Origin of the sequence: Rhizobium sp. SG570 (assembly GCF_012275345.1) — a bacterium.
In the GTDB taxonomy this organism is placed as follows: Bacteria; Pseudomonadota; Alphaproteobacteria; order Rhizobiales; family Rhizobiaceae; genus Rhizobium; species Rhizobium lusitanum.
Window position 1 is genome coordinate 154,161 of record NZ_JAAZQI010000008.1, and the last position, 17,948, is coordinate 172,108.

The window sequence follows — 17,948 nt, forward strand, 5'->3', positions numbered from 1 at the left end:
TGCAAGCGGCCTATTCGGCCGCTTCTTCGGTCATCCTGAAGTCGGAATAGACCTGATTGCGGCCGTTATGCTTGGCCATGTAGAGAAACTGGTCGGCCGCGTTGAGATAGTTGTCGAAGGATTCGTAGCCGGCGATCTCGGCGACGCCGATCGATACGGTAACGGATAATTCCTCGTCATCCGCGCTGACCTTCAAACCGGCGAGATCGATACGCACCTCGTCGCAAAGCATGGTTGCCGCGCGCGAATCCATTTCATTGAACAGAATGGCGAATTCTTCGCCGCCAAGGCGGGACAAAAGGCTCGTGGTGCCTTCGAACAGCGCATGGAGCCGACGAGCGACAGCCTTAAGCACGAGATCGCCGATTTCGTGACCGTAAGTGTCGTTTAGCTTCTTGAAATGGTCGATATCGAGAATGGCAACGGAACTGGGGCACTGTCGGCGCAGGCATTCATTCACCAGCCGCGGGGCGTGATCGTAAAAATACCGCCTGTTGTAAAGACCCGTCAGATAGTCGCTCGCCGCCGCCGCCCGCAATTGCTTGAGCTGCGTCAGCGTCTCGACATTCAAAGCAATGCGACATTGCAGCTCTTCCGGAACGAAAGGGCGGTAGATGAAGTCGCTGGCGCCGGCCTTGAGGAAGCTTGCCGACAACAACCGGTCGTTTGAAGAAGAGATGCCGATGATCCGCATCCTATCCGATCCATAGCGATGGCGGATGCGGCGCGTCAGTTCATGGCCGTTCATGTCGGGCATGTTGTAATCGGTGATGACAATTTCGATATCGTCAAACTCTTCGAACGCCGCCAGAGCCTCGACGCCTGTGCTGGCCTCGGTAACCCTGAATTGTTGTGCCTGCAGGAGGTCTATGAGCATCTGCCTGGCCGATGGCAAATCATCGACAACCAGTACGCGTGTCGTCCGATTGGTGATGGCGCGCCGAACGGCCGCGACGAGATTGTCGAGAGCGAACTCGCTGTCCTTCAAGACATAGTCAACGACACTGCGCTCCATGATGCGATTTCGCGTCGCCGTATCGAAAGACGCCGTAAAGACGATGCTTGGTATCTGATGCTTGACGGCGACGTCCAGCGCCTCGCCATAGGCAGCGTCGGGCAGGTTTAGATCGATCACCGCCATGGTAAAGCCGCGGCCACCGTCCGCCAGCGCTTCGTTCAACATTTTCAACGAGGCACAATGCGTGACGGCAAGACCGAGTTCGGTTTCAAATCGATGCGACAATACGGCGGAAAACATGCGCGAATCCTCGACCAGAAGTATCTTCTGGCTGCCAGTGCGATAGCTGCTGCCATCGCTGAGGGCTCCCACATGCAGTACCATTTCCCTTCAATTCCTCCCGTGCCATCCGGCACACGAAATACTCAGTCAGTCTCGCATCTGCTAAAACCGCCGATACACCTATCCTGAACAGGATTCGTGAAAAATTGGAACCGCAGATTGCAGACATTTGCATAAAAATGAATTTTCCTCACATTAGGTCGACGCCGCTACGCCGGCCTTGTGGTATTTCACGCTATTTCGCTGACACGCCGCGCCGATTGAATCTGAAGTAACGTGTCGAGATTCTGGTTTACGCGGCAGTAAAACTCCTCGTCGATGAACGGCCGCAGAATGAAATCATTGCCGCCAGCCTTGAGGAAGCGTGCCGAAAGAAGCCGATTGGTTGATGATGAGACGCCGATGATGCGCAACTGGTGCGAACCGGTCGCTGCGCGAATACGCCGCGTCAGCTCGAAGCCATCCATGTCGGGCATGTTGTAATCCGTGACCATCAGGCCGATGTCGCGATTGGCCTTCAGGATCTCCAACGCCTTGACGCCGCCTTCCGCGATACTGACGCGAAAATTGTAGCGTTTCAGCCGGCTGGACAACAGGGCCCGCGCCGTTGGACTGTCATCGACGATCAGAACATGATGGCGCTGGTTGGTGAGGAAGCGGCAGATCGATTCCGCCAGCAAATCGACGGCAAAAATATTATCCTTGAGGATGTAGTCGACGACATTCTTGGCGATCAGCTCGTCGCGCGTGCCTTCCAGAAAGGTGCCCGTGAAAGCGATCGTCGGAATGGAGAGATCAAGCAGATAAGCCAGCGCTTCGCCCTTCTCGGCTCCCGGCAGGTTCATGTTTGAAATCGCCAGCTGGATCGGCTCCGACGACTTGTCATAAGCAAGCTGCAACTCCTCGAAATTGCGGCAGATTTCGACATCGATGTCCAGAAGCTCTCTCAGCCTGGCCCGGATCATCGAAGTAAAGAGATTGGAATCCTCAACAAGAAGAATACGCGATCCAGCAAGCGACGCGCCGGAATATTGCATCCCCGAAACACCCAGAAATGGCATAATAAAAACCTGCTTTTGAAATTGGCCCCTCTGTTATTGTTTCTAGAACAAAGCTTTTGAATATTTGTTAAGTCGACTGGTTTCCCAGAAATGAAGGAAACGGCCAGATATCGACGAGCATTTCGCCGGTCGGATAGGCGATACCCCAGTTTTCAAAAACTGGAATTGCAGAATAATACGCTTTGAAGCCTTCGACCGGGGCAGGTCCCTACTGCGCTGAACGAGGCGCAAGCGAGCTGGGCCGCTTCGCATGGCCTCCGGCAAGGCGAACCCGCCGGCCCGGCCCGTACCCCTACTCGGCCGCCGTCCGGCCGCGACGGCGGGCGGCGCTCTTTGCCTCCTGTACCTGCTCCTCGCGCTGAGAAACGACAGGCTCTGCAATATCCTCGCGTTCCTCTTCAGGCCCGTCCGCGGAATCCGTCAATTTACTGCCGGCGGCATCCATCTGCCGGCTTCGCTTGCCATCGCGAACGATGTGCAATTCCTGATGCGGATAGGGAATGGAGATTCCCTCCTCGCGAAAACGCTTCAGGATCTGGATGCGTAGACTGTTGCGGATATCCATGCCGTCGGAAAGATCCGAAAGATAGAACCGCATCTCGAAATCAAGCGAGGACGGGCCGAAGCGCAGGAACTCCACATGCGGCTCCGGATTTCTCAACACCTTCGGGACGCCGCGCACCAAATCCAGCAGGATTTCCATCACCTTCTGCGGATCGGACTCGAAGCTGACGGATACTGGAATTTCCGAGCGCGCCAACCGGTTGCGGTGCGTCCAGTTGCCGACCGAGGCATTGATGAGCTCCGAATTCGGCACGATGATCGACTGTTTGCGGAAGGTTTCGATCTCGGTCGCACGCACCGAGATGCGCTTGACGATGCCTTCGGATGTGCCCGACACGATCCAGTCGCCGACCTTGAAGGGCCGCTCGACCAGGAGGATCAGGCCGGAGACGAAATTCGACACGATGTTCTGCAGGCCGAAACCGATGCCGACCGAGAGCGCGCTGGCAACGAGCGCCAGGCTGGACAGGTCGATGCCCGCGGCAGAAATGGCGATGATCGCAGCCACGGCGACGCCAAGATAGCCAATACCGGTCCTCACGGAGTTGCGGACACCCAGATCTACCTGACCGCGCGCCATGACATTGCTGTCGAGCCACCGCTGGAACCAGCGCGTAATCAGATAGCCGCCGGCAAACAAGAGGATGCCGGCGCAAATGCCAAGCAGCGATATCGATATGTTGCCGATGCGGATCTCGGTGAACAGCCGATAGGCAATCAGTTCAAGATCCTGGATATGGAAACCCCAGGAGAGCAGGATCAAAGGGATGCCGGTCAAGAGTGCCACGGCATAGGTCGCAAGCCCGGCGATGAGGCCGCCTTGATCGAGCGCGACATCGCCAAGCTTGAGACGGTTTTCCAGAAGGCGCCCGATGATCGTCTCGGCAAAGACACCCTGCTTTGATACCGCCTTGCCGAGCTGGAAGCCGAGATACATGGTCGCGATGACGGCGCTTGTCACGATCATCTGCGTTGCCATGAAGCGAGCGAGACCGACATAGCCGATGAACGATATGAAGATCACCAATGCGCCGAGAACGCGAAGGATGATTGCCATGCCGTGCGGCCAGCGTCGGCCCGGCGCATCGGGATCGCCGTTCTTGGCCAGCATCGGCGAGCCGAAGGACGCTGCAATCAGGATGAGGCCGATCAGCAGCGCGGCAAAGAAACTTTTCACCACAGTTACGACGACGGGCGATCCCATGGACTCGCTGATGCGGTCGAAGACATAATCCAGACCGTTGACCACGGCCATGGCCTGCAGGCACCAGCTCAAGGAGCGCGCGCCCTTGTTCGACAATTTGACGAGACGCCAATGCGGCCTGAACGGCGCAAAAACGGCATTGGTCAGCCGCCCGACGAAATAGACGAGGCCGATAAAGCCGAAGAATGCACCCAGTATCGGGGCGATATCCGGCCGCAGCACATTGAAGTTCGAGAGGAAGAAGAAGGATGTGACCAGAAACGCAACCAATGACAGCGTTCGGATCAAAGTCGACCAGAAGGCAACCGACAGGCGGCTGATATAGGGCGGGTTCTCGATAGCCTCGTCCTGCACATAATAGCGGCGGAACAGCCGGTAGCCGCCGAAGAGGAAGATCAAGGCCGCGCCGATCGACAGGCAGACGGCGGCCAGGAATGAGGCAAACTTGGCCTTCAGGACGAAGCCGATCCAGCTCGTCACCGCGTCACGGAATTCGACGCCCTCGTCGACGAGCGCCGATGCGGCATCCTGGAATGTCCCTGCGGAAACCTCCGTGCGCTTTAGCAATGTCTCGGTAAACAGCCTGCGCCGCGTCTCCATGAGCTGCATCGAAAGTCGATTGGTCTCCGCGGTCAGATTGTCGGCGTCGAGACTTACGGCGCTGATCTGCTTGCGCTCGGCATTGAGGCGGTCTCGCTCCTGCGTGACGATGACAGCCTCGGGCGGCTGCCCCTCCTTAGGCGCGGCGCCGAGCTGGGTCAGGCGCGCATCGATCTCGGCGGAACGGGGTTTCAACCTTGTCGAAATTGCCGCAACAGAGCGGTTGAGAACGTCTACCTGGCCGGAAAGCGCCACCAGTGCTTCGTCGTCCGCTCCGGCCTGCTTGGCACTGTCTTGGATGGAGCCGTATTCCTTCTTCGCCTTGTTAAGATCGGCAACGGCGGCATCCAGTAAGCCGTTGGCAAGCTGGGGCGGCTGCTCGACTTGCCGGGGCAACTGCTCGGCTTGCTGGGGCGGTTGCGACGGCTGCTGATCCTGCGCAAAGGCATCCCTGCCCACTAGTGGCACGGCGGCCGTGGCAAGGCCCAATCCCAGCAGCAAAAGCGGCAGAATACGCAGACGGAATTTCAGCGGGCGCAAGCAAAGCTCCTAGTCGCAAATAAAGTCATGGGAAACTGAACCAGAATCGCCATGGACATGAAGGACAGATTCGTCCTCTACTGTGATTGCAGATTTCATAATCTCTACGCGTACGCCTTGTAAGACAAAGAAAGGCGACACAAAGGCGTTCCACACCTTATCGGGCCGGACATACCCAAGGCCGAAGATCGCCGTTCTGACTTTCCGAAGGCTACACCCAAAGACAGGCCCGGAGATAGGCCGAAGAATGCAGCCGGCAATGGGGACGGCCCTGCTCGTACCATTTCGCGGGAATAAGGATGAAGGCTGCGTCCCGACTACAGCCGCAACCGTGCCGATCGGCGTGTCCTGCGACAGCGACGTTTATTCCCGGAGGATGAAGCGGCCGATCTGTTCGTGAAAAATCTGAAAAGTCGGCTAGACCGCCTTGCACTGCGGATGGAAGCGCTCCGCCATAGTCTCCGCGGCCGCATAAGCCTGTGTGACGATTTCAGGCACGAGGTCGATGTCAGGAAGACTGCCGAGCCCTAGCGGACCTATCGCAAAAATTCCGTCGGTCGTTCGTCCATCGACAGCAAGCGCGCCCGTTGCTTCGACGGCAAGGCCGAGGCCAAGTTCGTCCGGCACGGCAAGGCCGGCATCGATCAGTTTGCGCAGCAGCGGCGCATCGAGATCGGGCGCCTGGCACCGACAGTCGATCACCTCATCCGCATAGAGCTGTTCGATTTCCTGCTGTCCGGCGGGCCTCAGCGTCAATCCGGTCGGCGTCCGCCGGATAAAGTGACCTCGCCGCAGCAACGTATTGCCCTCAGCCAGTTCCTGTTTCAGGCGAACATGTAATGCCTCGGGCAGTCGGTTGCGGTGGCTGTCATAGAGTGCCCGCAGATGGCGGTTGAACCGCTGCTTCTGACCGGCAGGCAACGCTCGCCAGAGCGAGCGCGCGTGCTTGCGCAGGCCGTTCATGACGGATTGCCAGCTCTGGCCGTTCGCTTCTGCATCTTCGCAGGCCCTGCGGATGAAGCGGATGATTTCGCTCAGCTGATTGGGCATCCTGTCGGCGGGAAAGACGGGCTCGGCATTGTTGCGCGTATGGCTCTGCGGCAGGAATCCACGTCTGGAAACAATGGTGATCTGACCCGCATAGCCGCCGTCGCGCATCTGCAGCAACCTGTCGACGACGCGCAAGCCGCTGCCGAGCAGCACCGTATGCGGCCGCGACACCAGGCGGCGAGCACGGACTGCCGTTGGGATATTCACCGATTCACCGCTTTGCGATTCCTGGTCGGCAATGCCATAGCCGGTCGCCAGTACGACCATATCGAACGGTGCGTTGGCGGCACCCTCGCTTTCCACCAGAAAGCAGCTGCCGCGCAGGCGACGAAGGCCTGTGACCATCTCGCCGCTGACCTGAACCGTCACGTCTCGCCGAGATGCAAAGGCTTCGGAAAAGCGCTGATAGACATAATCGCTGAAAATGCTCTTCGGAACGAAGATCTGCTGAAAGCCCGGTATGGCCGCCGGGACGGCGCTGCGGAAGGGAGCATTGCCGCACAGCCATTCATTGAAGTCGTCAGGATCTCCGGCTGAAACGGAAAGGTCGCGAACGCGGCTGTTGAGGATTTCGCTGCTGTGGCCGGACGCCAGGGCCTGCCCCCCGCTGACGCTGGAATTCGGATCGAAAAGCTGCAGGTGGAACGGGTTGCGCACCGTCTTCATCAGGGCGATCGCGATCATCATGCCCGAGAAGCCGCGGCCGATAACGGCGATACGGGGCATCGCGTAAGCCTGGGCCGCCGCATTTGCCTTGGCGGAAAAAAATCCCTGAACCGTCATATCAACTCCTGGGGCGAGAGGTGGTCGATCATGCCTTTCTCGGGCTTGCTCACTTTACGGCCTGCGAAACACAAACTCTGATTATAATGTTTGGCGGCCAGAGCGCTGCGGCTCATAAAACGCATGAAAGCCGCATCGGTTCTCAAAATTCAGCGCATCGCCTTCAGCCGGGAATACCTTCCCCTCACGAAGCAAGATGCGACACGCAGGCTCAAACCCGGATTCAAGAACCGGACACCTGCAACTGGCTACGCACACGGCTGCCCGTCAAAATAGTCAGGCAACGGAATTGTTCCCATTGTCTACTCATTTAGTCGTATATGAAAGCGTGAAAATGCGCCGTTAGCAAGCGCTTTCTTGCCTACCGAGCCCGGGAACGGATCAGAGCGATGATACCATGACGCGGGTGGCGGCCTGCGATCGCAGGCCTTTTTGCGATCTACCTTCTACGGTTTCGGCAAAGGAAGAGAATAGCTTATAACCTTCCCGCCAACGGCCGAAGCCGCTTTCGATATTGATATGACCGGCGTCTCCGAGATCGTGAATCTCGCTTCCCCAGCAGGCAGCATACCGCCGGAGTGTTGCGAAATCCATGTAACGATCGTCACGGCTGCCGACAACGAGACTTCTGAACGGCAAGGGACTGGTCGGCATCGCGCCGAATTCGATAGCGCCGGGATGAAGCCTCTCGGTCCTCTCAAGATCACAGGGCGCCACCAGAAAGGCGCCCTTCACTCGCCTGGCAGCCGGCCGATCGGCCAGATCGGCGGCAAGCAGGCAGCCGAGACTGTGTGTGACGAGCCATGCCTGCCCCGCTCGCTCCAGCTCGTTTTCGAGTGCCTGCAGCCACTGAGACAATACCGGCCTCGACCACGAAGCCTGTCGCACGATGGTCGCGGAGGCATGATCACGCGTCCAATGACGTTGCCGATGGCCCTCGGCGGAACCGTTCAGGCCGGGAAGGATCAAGATGGCGCTCATGGGGATCTCCTGGATGCAGGCGGCCACGTCTTCCGGCCGCGTGCTTACAATTTCTCCATTTGCCGCCTATTATGCCGAAAGGCAGGATCCGAATAAGCAAAGAAAATCCATTGTATACTAGATCCATAGAAATTAAGATCTTACGGATTTGCCCTGCCTGAAGAACCGATCTGGCGCTGGCTGATGGAGTGATGGATGGGGACTGTTTCGCAGTTGCACGAACGCGTCAGGCCACCCGCGCATCGTATTCAAAGTGAAGAGGAAGCGCTCGAAATCGCGCGATCGCTGGCCGTCGGCTTCGCGCTGCAGGCCAGCGATCGCGATATCAACCGTGTCCTGCCCTATGACGAAATCGAGACCCTCTCCCAGTCAGGCCTGTTCGGGATCTCCGTGCCGTCGGAACATGGTGGCATCGATATTTCCAACTCCGTCCTTGCCGAAATCATCGCCATCCTGGCAGGAGCCGATCCCTCCATCGCGCAGATTTTGCAAACCCATTTCCACGTGCTGGAAGCGGTGCGTACCGGCGGCAGTGAGGAGCAGAAGTCGTCCCTTTTTGCCAGGGTCATGGCCGGTGACCGTTTCGGCAGTGTTTCTTCCGATGCCGGCACAGGCGGAGCCGGTCAAAGTGATCTGCAACTGACACATGACGGGCTAGGCTACCGCCTGAACGGCCGGAGCTTCCATTCCGCCAGCGTTCTCTTCTCCGACTGGATCGTCATGTTCATCGCCGATGCCGTGGCCATCGTGCCGAGGAATACCGAAGGCGTCCAGATCATCGACGACTGGGATGGTTTCGGCCAGCGCACCTCCGGAAACGGAACAACCATCCTGCACAATATCTATCTAAACGTCGACGCGGTGCTTTCGCATCATGAAAAGCTTGGGCAGCCTTCCGTCATCGATTCCGTCGGCCAGCTCACCCATGCCGGCATCAATCTCGGCATAGCCCGATCGGCGCTCGCGACGACCATCGAGCTCATGCGCGCCCATCCCTCGACGGACAATAGCCTGAAGCATGCTGCGGATGATCCGCTTATTATCACCAGAGTGGGAGAGATTGCCGTTCGCATTGAAGCAGCAACGGCGATGGTGGAGCGCGCCGGCAGCAAGATCGATGCCGCCCAGATCAATCTCACCGAGGATCATGTGATCGATGCCGCGCTTTCCGTGGCGGCGGCACAGACCGTGACGGCGGAGATCGCCATGGAGGCGTCCAACACGCTGTTTGATCTCGCGGGCGCGTCCTCGGCACGCATCGGCCTCAATCTTGACCGCCACTGGCGCAATGCCCGCATTCATACGCTCCATGATCCGGCACGACGGACATACAATGCCGTCGGCAACTATCATCTGAACGGCATAAGGCCGCCAAAGAGCTCATCGCCCTGAACGTCGGCTGCGCCGGGTCCAATAAAAAGGAAACGGCCGAAGGGTTCAGCCGATATTCGAAGCGCGGTAGTCTTCCCGTTCCGGGATCTCGATCTGCGAACCGCCAGCGACGAACTGTTCCAACGTCATGTTATCGAGAATCTCAGCAATCGCGTCGCGGACCTCCGTCATCGAGCGACGCACCTGACAGCGCTCCGGATCCGAACAGTCGTCACAAGCCTCATAGGCCGTGCGGCTGGCGCAGCGGATCGGGGCGAGCGGACCGTCCAATGTGCGAATGACATGGCCGATGCGGATTTCCGAAGCCGGGCGCGACAGCGAATAACCGCCGCCAGGCCCCTTCTTCGAGCGAAGCACACCGGCATTGCGCAATTCGAGCAGGATGGTATCGAGAAACTTCTTCGGAATGTTGTTGCGTAACGCGATATCGTTGATGAACGCTGTTTCGCCCGGCCCAAGACGAGCCAGATCCACCAGCGCCTTCAATCCATATTTTCCTTTTTTCGTAAGCATCGCTATCCGCTTTACTGCAAAGTCGATTGTTGGGAACCCGGCTCGGTTCGATGGGACTCAGCCGGCCGATCTTGTCATCAGAGATTGCGGAAGTAACCCCGCCACCCCGGACAAACAAGACAATAACTCACAAATTGTATAGTTTATATGAGTAAATTTAGGCAAATGTATCGCCGAAGCAACGATTTTGCGGCTTTTCTTGGATTTAGGCGGCGCTACTATCCAAATGTGCTCCGCCATGCCCATGTTCATGCTCGGCAATTGCCGAAGCCACCTGCTCGGCAACGAGGACAGCATGCTCCACCACTTCAGGCAAACCCATGAGCTCACCGAAGGTTCCGCGCGCCAATGGACCCGAGATGAACAACGCCGGCACGATCGCCTCGCTAGCGTCAAGCGCCCGCGATTGGGTGTCGCAAGCAAGTCCGAGCCCCGTGGGGTCCATCGCTAGATATCCGGCCGTCGCAAGACCCTCGATCCAGCCTTGCGACTGCAGGATCCCGCGATGGCCGGGACCGGTGGTAACAACGACGGCATCGAATTGCCTTTCGACACCTCGGTCGGAGCGGCTGAGGCGGAGCCTGCAATCGATGCCGCCGTCTGCGATCTCGATGGAAGCAACCGAAGCCGCGAGCACTTCAAGTCGGCCGGCATCAATCGCCTGTTCGCTGACAGCCTCCACCTGCGGCGCGACGCGAAAACGATGCACGTCCCAGAAGGGCCGCAAATGCCTGACGACACGCCTTCGCTCCTCGACGGATAGCGCCCGCCACAAATGCCGCCCCTGCGCCCGCACCTGATCGATGACCGCATGCCAGCTGCGCCCCTCGCCTTCCGCTTCCCGGATGGCCGCGCGCACATGCCGTAGGAGATCCAGCGCCGTCCGCGACGGGTGACTGACGAAATCGCCGAACAGGTCCTGTTTCACCCGCGCATGGCCGCGTGAACGCAATCCGCGACGGGATATGGCGGTAATGGGTCCCTTGTGACCGCGCAGCTGGAGAGAGGCGATGACATCGGCCGAGGTCAGGCCATTGCCAACCACCAGCACGCGATCATCAGCCCGGACAGCCGCGAGCGCATCCGGCCGCGTCGGATCAGGAACGAAGCGCGGATGATCGGCAAGCGCATCCTGCAGCAATTGCGGCGGCAGGGGCGAGGGATGACTGGTGGCGATGACGAGAATATCCGCATCCACGCGCCGTCCTGCCTCGCCTGTAATCACCCAGCGGCGACCCGACCGTGAGATCCGTTCGACCCCTTGAGCGATATGGGTGAGACGCCCCTCCTCTACGAAGGGACGTATCATACTGGAAATATAGTTTCCGAAAACGGCACGACGAGGAAACAGGCTGCCATTCGCCGCGACGGCCGCCTCATCACCTGCCAGCGCGTCCTGCTCCTGCAGCCAGCGCTGAAAATGCTCGAGGTCGTCAGGCAGGAGGCTCATTTTGGCCGCCGGCACATTGATGCGGTGAGCGGGATCACGCGTATCATAAGCAAGCCCTGCCCCCAGACGGTCACGTGGCTCGAAAATGAAAAGCTGGCCGGGCCGCAACAACCGGCGTTGCAGCAGATGGAAGGCAACTGCCGTTCCGGAAACCCCGCCGCCGATGATGGCGACGACTGGCAGATCACGCGCCTGATGATCAGAGCTAATGGTCATAGCCATCTCCTTCCGGATCGATCGCTGCGCGAACTCGCCGCCTGCCGATCAATCGCAATTACCGTTACGAGTGAAAATATACTCTATAAATTTTATTGACAATAGGATCCCGAGACGAGCGCACGCTCCCCCTTGCAACCCGGACAGTGGAATTGGTGCAGATAAGCCTTTGCAAACAAGCGCTTATTTGTGCCTCGCACAACATTGTTTTTGCACCGCAAGATGTAAAAAACTTGGCATGCACCAAATAAAAGAACATACTAATAGTTGTTCTGGTTCGTATTCTCTGTGGGAGGAGAAATATCATGGAACTACTTCGTCTGCTCACCCCCTTCGACTATACGTTGATGCTGCTCCTGGCCGTCATCTTTGTATTCAGCTTGATGGAAGGCGGACATAAAAAGCATTGAGCGCACGCCATTAAGGCGGCGAGATTTGCCCCACGGCAAGCGCATCCGGGTGATCGTGTTCGATATGACCGAATGATGAAACTCATCGAGTGGAAGAACTCCAGTTCCCGCTGTCAAATTCGGGTGCTGCCCGACACCGACTTCCTGTTAGACGCAATTACTCCCCGATTTCCCGCCATTGAAACCGGCCAAGCGCCCGGTTTCATTTCAACACTTCTCTCCAATGCAGCCTTGAATAGCAGCGCGTCGCTCTACTTACGCTTGAAATTATTACGCTGTAAAAAATAGAATTTCCCCCATCAAAGATCGGTTTTAGCGCCAGCCGACATGATGTTTTCGGCAAGCTTCACGCAAACGACTCCTGCGATACTCCACCTGCATCGGATTTTTTTGAATCAGCGGGGGATATACTTATGGGATACGATTGGGACGGCATAAAAACACGCAGGATGCGGAAGCTGAAATACGCGATTTCCTTTTTCCTCCTTACGATGTCTCTGAGCGCGCCAACCATATTCCTGCTACATTTCCGCTGACGCCTCCGCCTGCAGAAAGGCGGCCGCAACACCACAGAAATGCAGGCGGAGCTCAATCCCGCAGTATTGCTCTTGAGCTTTCCACGGACCATTGAGATTCGCGTAAGCTGCTTGTTTCCAAGAATTTCGTTAACGCTTCCGACACTAGAATATGCCAAATTAGTGAAGCATGGTGCACGGGAGCCAATGCTATGACGACAGTCTCGCCTGATTCACCTGAAGGCAGAGCATCGACGCGAAAGCGGACGTTTTTTGGTGCCAAGATCATATTCAATGACGGACGTTCGGTCTTCGATTGTACCGTCAGAAACCTGTCCGATACCGGTGCGATGATCCAAATCGAGAACCCGCTTTCCGCACCGAACTCCTTCCATTTGCAGCTCTCGGACAACAGGCTGTGGGCGTGCCAGGTGCGGTGGCGGAAAATCAACAGCATGGGCATTCAGTTCGTTTGAGGACATGCACTGTTTTGCGCCATAACCGCCGCGCGGTGCCGCATTCGAAGTCTCAACTCCGATCATATCCTGTGAGAGCATAGCCGGGTTCGACTTCAACTCGACCATCGGCATGAGGATCGATATCGGCGGAACCCCGCCGTTCTCACGCGTCATCGACTTGCAGCTCATCGGGCCATGAAGAGGCGCATCGAACCGTTCCACCCACCCGATCCCCGCGGCAAGGACGAAAATCGTTAATTGCACGCCACAAATCGCCGCGACACTTGTCATTCTTTATTGCGGGCCTGTGGTCCCGGGATTCTAAAATGCCCATCGCATAACTCCGGACAATGACGATGAGTGATAGACCGTGGCTTTTCCCTGTGTGTGTAATTTGCGCACGTACCAATCAAACTCTGAAGGTCGGCACGACCCGGGAGGCTTGGAAGATGCTTCTCGATATGTGGCCTGTTGCAGACGGCCACAAGTTTCTTTCTGCTCTCAAGATCTGCATGGATGTCGAACACGGCATAGGAGAGCCGGCTGACGCACGCGATGCCTTCATCGCAGCCGCAGAAGAGGCCGGCGTAGCCATCGAGACGTGCAGCGCCTCATCGTCGATAGCAAGCACACGACGAAGCCGCTGGAGGAACGCCAAGTTGAGATCGCGGCCGCCGCTTCTATGAAAAGGAAGGGAACCTGAATTCAAAGCATCGGAAACCGATGCCGGCTTCCGTCCGCGAATAAATCAGCGCTTTCAAGGAGATAATGGTGGGTGATGTAGGGCTCGAACCTACGACCCGCTGATTAAGAGTCAGCTGCTCTACCAACTGAGCTAATCACCCGTACCGCTTGCTGGCGGCGTGACCGGGCATATAAATAGGATCGGTTTGATTGTCCAGCGGCCAGACGAATTTTCTTTGATTATTTGTCAAAAAAATTTCAGAGACCGCCGAAAAGCCAGCAAAATCAAAGCTCAAGAATTCCGGACCCGACGCGCACGGCCTGGCCGCCGATGCGGGCGTTGGCGATCAGGCCGTCGTCGACATCGAGGTGGAGATGAATCAGCGAGGGCCGTCCCATCTCGATACCCTGCTCTATGATGATGGGATGATGCCCGTCCGGGAGCGCGTCGAATTGATTGATCGCGCCCGATAGCGCCGCCACTGCCGAACCCGTCGCCGGATCCTCGACGATACCCATTCCCACGGGAAACATGCGCGCATGGAACTTGGCGGCATGATTCACGCCGCCGCGACAATAGATGAAGGCCGAGGCCAGCGCGCCATCGACGAAGGGAACCGTCTTCTCCCAGAGCTGCAGATCGAATTCCAACCGCTCCGCCGCGCCGACATCATGCACCGGCACCAGCAGGAAAGGTACGCCGGCGCTCCAGATGGACGGCACGTGATTCTCGAAGCCGATCTCGGTGATCTTCAGGCTGAGCGCATTGGCGATATCGGCCCTGTCGAGCGGCAGCAGGATCTGCTGCGATTTCCTCGGCAGGTCGAACTCGGCAAAGCTCGCCTTGTCCTGGCGCAGCCTGATCGCACAGCGCACCGGCCCGACCCGTTCGTCCAGCACGGAAACGAGATCGATGTCGCCGCCATGCGTGGCATGGGCCTTCTCCGCAAGCGCAATCGCCGTACCCACGGTGGGATGCCCGGCAAAGGGAAGTTCGCGACCAGGCGTGAATATTCGCAGACTGGCCGTATGCGCCGGATTCTGCGGCGGCAGCACGAACACCGTCTCGGAAAGGTTCATCTCCCTGGCGATGGCCTGCATCGCCTCGTCGCTCAAGCCCTCGGCATCGAAGATGATCGCAAGGGGATTGCCCGCCAGCTTCCTGTCGGTGAACACATCATAGACACTGTAGCTGCGCGCCAATCCGGCCTCCATCCAAGTTTCCAGACTTAACCATTCATACCGGCAAGCGACTCCAGCGCAAGCCCAAGCTATTCCGCTTCGCCGAAGAACCAGGCGAGAATAGGCAGCATCGCAACATTGTAACGATGCGCCGTGGGATCGGCCGAGCGGATTGCGATCGCGCCGTCGATCTCATCCTCCTCGGCGACCAGCATATGCGCTTCGATCCGCCGCAGCATCTCCTCCGCGGTCCATGGGAAGCGGAAAACGCGAAAAAGCGTTACGGAACGGTTCGCATGTGTAGCATAATAGCCAGGCTCGGCGGCTGCCTCATTCAGATCCAGGCCAGTTTCCTCCAGAACCTCGCGGCGCATATTGCCCTCGACATCGCAATGCCCATCCACGATATCGTTTTCATCCATCGATCCGGCGGCGCAATAGACCTGGCCCGGATTGGCCGTATGCGGCGCCATGCGAATCGCGATGATCGCGCCGTCGGACGACACCGCCACCGCAAATGCAAAGACGTGAAAGCCGCCCCGCTCCCTCTGCTTGCGCCACCAGAGGAATGTGGAAAACGGCGTCACATAGGCTTCCCCCTTCACCACACCATCGGCAAGCGAAAGCCGATGCTGGAAGATCATGCGGCCATCAAAGAGCGCAGGGTTGGCGGCGATCTCCTTCATCCAGTTCTCTCTTGCCGCCTCCAATTCGCTCAGATGGAAAGGATGCTCGCCAGGCAGCACGGCGAGATTGATCCGGGAAACTGGAAACACTGTACTTTCCGGCGGCCAGCCGGCCATGTCGCTCTGCAATTTCGGGGCGGTCATACGAGATCCAATGTGATGACAACGGGGCAATGGTCGGATGCCTTCGGCCGATCCCAGCCGACGCGCGGATAGCGCTCCACCTCCTGTCCCGGCGGAAATATGGTCCGGAAAGGCTGGCCCGAGCGGACAATGTCGGGGACGCGCGTAGCATTGGCGCGCGCCAGAGCGGGAGACAGCCAGATGTAATCGAGCTGACAGAGCCGTTGCTCCTGCGGCCCCCGCGCATGATAAAGCGTCCAGCGGTCGAGCTCCTCCCGACGATGCATGACATTTTCGATAAAGCCGTCGCGACTGAAAACGTCGAGCGCACTTTCTCCTTTTTCTGTTCGGTACTCGAAGCTATAGCCGGTGCGGCGCGTGCCGATGACGTCGATCCACTCCTGATAGTCGTTCATGTCGCCGCAGATAGCGAAGTTCTTGGTTGCCGTATGGCCGGCGCCGAACCGGTCTTCGATGATGCGGCGAACGGCCATCGTCTCAGCACGGCGTATCGGTATGGTCGCCCGGCGGCCATCGACGCCCTCCCGCGCCGGCCCCATCGATTTCAGATGCACTACATAAAGCGAAAAAGGTACGCCGCCGATATGGAGATGGAGTTCCAGGCAATCGCGCTTGAAGATCTTGTCTTCCGAATGAAGGCCAAGTTCCGCCAACTCGTCATTGAAAAGGCCGAAATCGCCATAAGTCACCATGGCGTGACTCTTGATGTCATTAAGCACGATCGGCTGGCCGTCACGCGTTTCCTCGCGCATCATCACGGCGACATCGATGCCACGGCTGTCATTGCCTTCGATCAGGAATTTTTGCCGATAGCCATTGCCGACCATGCGGTAGAGATAGCCATATTCGAATGCCTGCAGCGCCGCCATGTTGTCGACCTCCTGCAGGCAGATGATGTCGGCATCCGCGTCGGCAATCGCGAGCGCCGTCATCTGCCGGGTGTCGTCAGCCGCGGCGACCACGCGGGCAGCTTCCAGCTGCTGATAGACATTCTCGTTGCGGACATCGAAGAGCTGCAACACGCGATCCTGGCGCAACTGATTGCGAAAGCCGGTGTAATCAAAACGGGTCAGCAGGTTTTCGACATTGAAGGTCGCAAGGCGCAGGGACATGAAGCATTCCAATTTCTGAAGAAGACTGAGAGCCGGCTTATCCTGCTCGCATTAGCCGGCCTTGGCGGTGACCGTCGATTTGAACTTACCCATGAGATAGGGGCCGGAAAGAACGGGCGCATATTTCGGCGCCTCTCCCGGCTTCAGGCACGAAGGCAGGCAGGCGATTTCGGCAAACCAGTTCGGCTGATGGAAGAATGCCAGCGACTGCCGCCGCTGCATACCGCCCTCTTCCGGCGGCGGATTGACGACGCGATGCACGGTCGAAACCCAGCGATCATTGGTCCAAAGCGCCATCAGGTCGCCGATATTGATGACGAAAGCTCCCTCCACCGGCGGCACCGGCGTCCAGCGACCGTCAGGTGCAATGATCTCCAGCCCCTTGGAACCCGGCTGCGGCAGCAGGATCGTCAGGCTGCCGTAATCGGTATGGGCGCCAGCACGCAGTTGGCCCGGCTGCGGCGGCACATGCTGCTCGGGATAGTTCAATGCCCTCAGCGCGCTGATCGGCGCGTCCACGTAAGTATCGAAGAAATGCTCGTCGAGACCGAGCGCCGTCGCAAACACCCGCATGATCCGCGCCGCCAGATCCTCCATGGAGCTATAATAGGCCTTCCATGCCTCCGTGAAACCCTCCGGTCCCTCGGGCCAGATCGTCGCGGCATAGCAGAAGCCGAGCGCCTCCGGATCGCTCATGCCTGATGGCACGGCGAGCGGACCGCCATTGAAGCTTTCCTTCAAGTCCGGCGGCGTGTCGACATTGCGCGATTTCGCCAGGGCTTCCGTGCCGGGGCCGAGATAACCGTAGGGATAGCCCGGATAGAGCGTCTTGGCCCGCTGCTTCGTCTCGGCAGGCAGATCGAAGAAACTGTGGGTCTTGTCCCAGACATTCGCAATCACCGCATCCGCGACGCCATGATTGGCAATCGCCAGGAAACCGGTCGAGCGGCATATCCGGTCCACCTCGGCCCCAAGACGTCTCTTGTCCTCGAGATGTGCCGCCTCGAAGGCGCCGAGATCGAAAATCGGGAAGCTCTGACTGGACATGCGCGACTCCCATTCGTGACATCGGTCAAATCAAGCATAGGCGGCGGCGGCGAACA

The 17,948-nt window shown here is 58.3% G+C and carries 15 protein-coding genes and 1 tRNA gene; 4 read left to right on the forward strand and 12 right to left on the reverse strand.

Annotation, left to right across the window (positions count from 1 at the left end):
• Window positions 1-10: 10 nt before the first annotated feature.
• The 5 genes from FHT28_RS17690 to FHT28_RS17710 form a co-directional block, all read right to left on the reverse strand.
• The gene (locus FHT28_RS17690; RefSeq protein ID WP_037202608.1) at window positions 11-1,342 is read right to left on the reverse strand and encodes a diguanylate cyclase; all 1,332 of its coding nucleotides are present in this window, start codon (window positions 1,340-1,342) and stop codon (window positions 11-13) included.
• 188 nt (window positions 1,343-1,530) lie between these two features.
• The gene (locus FHT28_RS17695; protein WP_037202609.1) at window positions 1,531-2,361 is read right to left on the reverse strand and encodes a response regulator; all 831 of its coding nucleotides are present in this window, start codon (window positions 2,359-2,361) and stop codon (window positions 1,531-1,533) included.
• A gap of 292 nt (window positions 2,362-2,653) precedes the next feature.
• Window positions 2,654-5,269, reverse strand: a complete 2,616-nt coding sequence (locus FHT28_RS17700; protein WP_168596915.1) for a mechanosensitive ion channel family protein — start codon at window positions 5,267-5,269, stop codon at window positions 2,654-2,656.
• A 417-nt stretch (window positions 5,270-5,686) separates the two neighbouring features.
• Window positions 5,687-7,102, reverse strand: a complete 1,416-nt coding sequence (locus tag FHT28_RS17705) for an FAD/NAD(P)-binding protein (RefSeq protein WP_037202612.1) — start codon at window positions 7,100-7,102, stop codon at window positions 5,687-5,689.
• A gap of 381 nt (window positions 7,103-7,483) precedes the next feature.
• Window positions 7,484-8,083: an alpha/beta hydrolase gene (locus FHT28_RS17710; protein ID WP_168596916.1), complete on the reverse strand. Its 600-nt coding sequence runs from the start codon at window positions 8,081-8,083 to the stop codon at window positions 7,484-7,486.
• Window positions 8,084-8,278: 195 nt separating this feature from the next.
• On the opposite strand from FHT28_RS17710, the gene FHT28_RS17715 reads away from it, so the two are divergent.
• Window positions 8,279-9,475: an SfnB family sulfur acquisition oxidoreductase gene (locus tag FHT28_RS17715; RefSeq protein WP_037202615.1), complete on the forward strand. Its 1,197-nt coding sequence runs from the start codon at window positions 8,279-8,281 to the stop codon at window positions 9,473-9,475.
• Between the two features lie 45 nt (window positions 9,476-9,520).
• Here FHT28_RS17715 and FHT28_RS17720 read toward each other — a convergent pair whose 3' ends face one another.
• On the reverse strand, window positions 9,521-9,988 hold the full coding sequence (locus FHT28_RS17720; RefSeq protein ID WP_037202617.1) for an Rrf2 family transcriptional regulator: 468 nt from the start codon (window positions 9,986-9,988) through the stop codon (window positions 9,521-9,523).
• A 205-nt stretch (window positions 9,989-10,193) separates the two neighbouring features.
• Window positions 10,194-11,654, reverse strand: coding sequence for an FAD/NAD(P)-binding protein (locus tag FHT28_RS17725; protein ID WP_168596917.1), 1,461 nt, complete (start codon window positions 11,652-11,654; stop codon window positions 10,194-10,196).
• Between the two features lie 482 nt (window positions 11,655-12,136).
• Between FHT28_RS17725 and FHT28_RS17730 the strand changes: the two genes are divergently transcribed.
• The 3 genes from FHT28_RS17730 to FHT28_RS17740 all read left to right on the forward strand — a co-directional run bounded on the left by FHT28_RS17730 (window position 12,137) and on the right by FHT28_RS17740 (window position 13,723).
• Complete coding sequence (locus FHT28_RS17730) at window positions 12,137-12,352, forward strand: hypothetical protein (protein ID WP_168596918.1); 216 nt, start codon at window positions 12,137-12,139, stop codon at window positions 12,350-12,352.
• A 439-nt stretch (window positions 12,353-12,791) separates the two neighbouring features.
• The gene (locus tag FHT28_RS17735; RefSeq protein WP_092573934.1) at window positions 12,792-13,055 is read left to right on the forward strand and encodes a PilZ domain-containing protein; all 264 of its coding nucleotides are present in this window, start codon (window positions 12,792-12,794) and stop codon (window positions 13,053-13,055) included.
• A 338-nt stretch (window positions 13,056-13,393) separates the two neighbouring features.
• Window positions 13,394-13,723, forward strand: a complete 330-nt coding sequence (locus FHT28_RS17740; RefSeq protein ID WP_168596919.1) for a DUF982 domain-containing protein — start codon at window positions 13,394-13,396, stop codon at window positions 13,721-13,723.
• Between the two features lie 83 nt (window positions 13,724-13,806).
• On the opposite strand, the gene FHT28_RS17745 is transcribed toward FHT28_RS17740, so the two are convergent.
• From FHT28_RS17745 to FHT28_RS17765, 5 genes are all read right to left on the reverse strand, one after another.
• Window positions 13,807-13,882: transfer RNA gene (locus tag FHT28_RS17745), tRNA-Lys, on the reverse strand.
• Window positions 13,883-14,006: 124 nt separating this feature from the next.
• The gene (locus FHT28_RS17750) at window positions 14,007-14,924 is read right to left on the reverse strand and encodes a PhzF family phenazine biosynthesis protein (protein WP_037202868.1); all 918 of its coding nucleotides are present in this window, start codon (window positions 14,922-14,924) and stop codon (window positions 14,007-14,009) included.
• Window positions 14,925-14,992: 68 nt separating this feature from the next.
• Window positions 14,993-15,733 (reverse strand): NUDIX hydrolase, encoded by a 741-nt coding sequence (locus tag FHT28_RS17755; protein ID WP_168596920.1) that lies wholly within the window; start codon window positions 15,731-15,733, stop codon window positions 14,993-14,995.
• Window positions 15,730-16,845 carry an endonuclease/exonuclease/phosphatase family protein gene (locus FHT28_RS17760; protein ID WP_037202624.1) on the reverse strand — a complete coding sequence of 372 codons (1,116 nt, stop codon included), beginning with the start codon at window positions 16,843-16,845 and terminating at the stop codon, window positions 15,730-15,732. Before FHT28_RS17760 ends, FHT28_RS17755 begins: the two co-directional genes overlap by 4 nt.
• A 51-nt stretch (window positions 16,846-16,896) precedes the next feature.
• Window positions 16,897-17,892 (reverse strand): isopenicillin N synthase family oxygenase, encoded by a 996-nt coding sequence (locus tag FHT28_RS17765; RefSeq protein ID WP_168596921.1) that lies wholly within the window; start codon window positions 17,890-17,892, stop codon window positions 16,897-16,899.
• Window positions 17,893-17,948 lie beyond the last annotated feature (56 nt).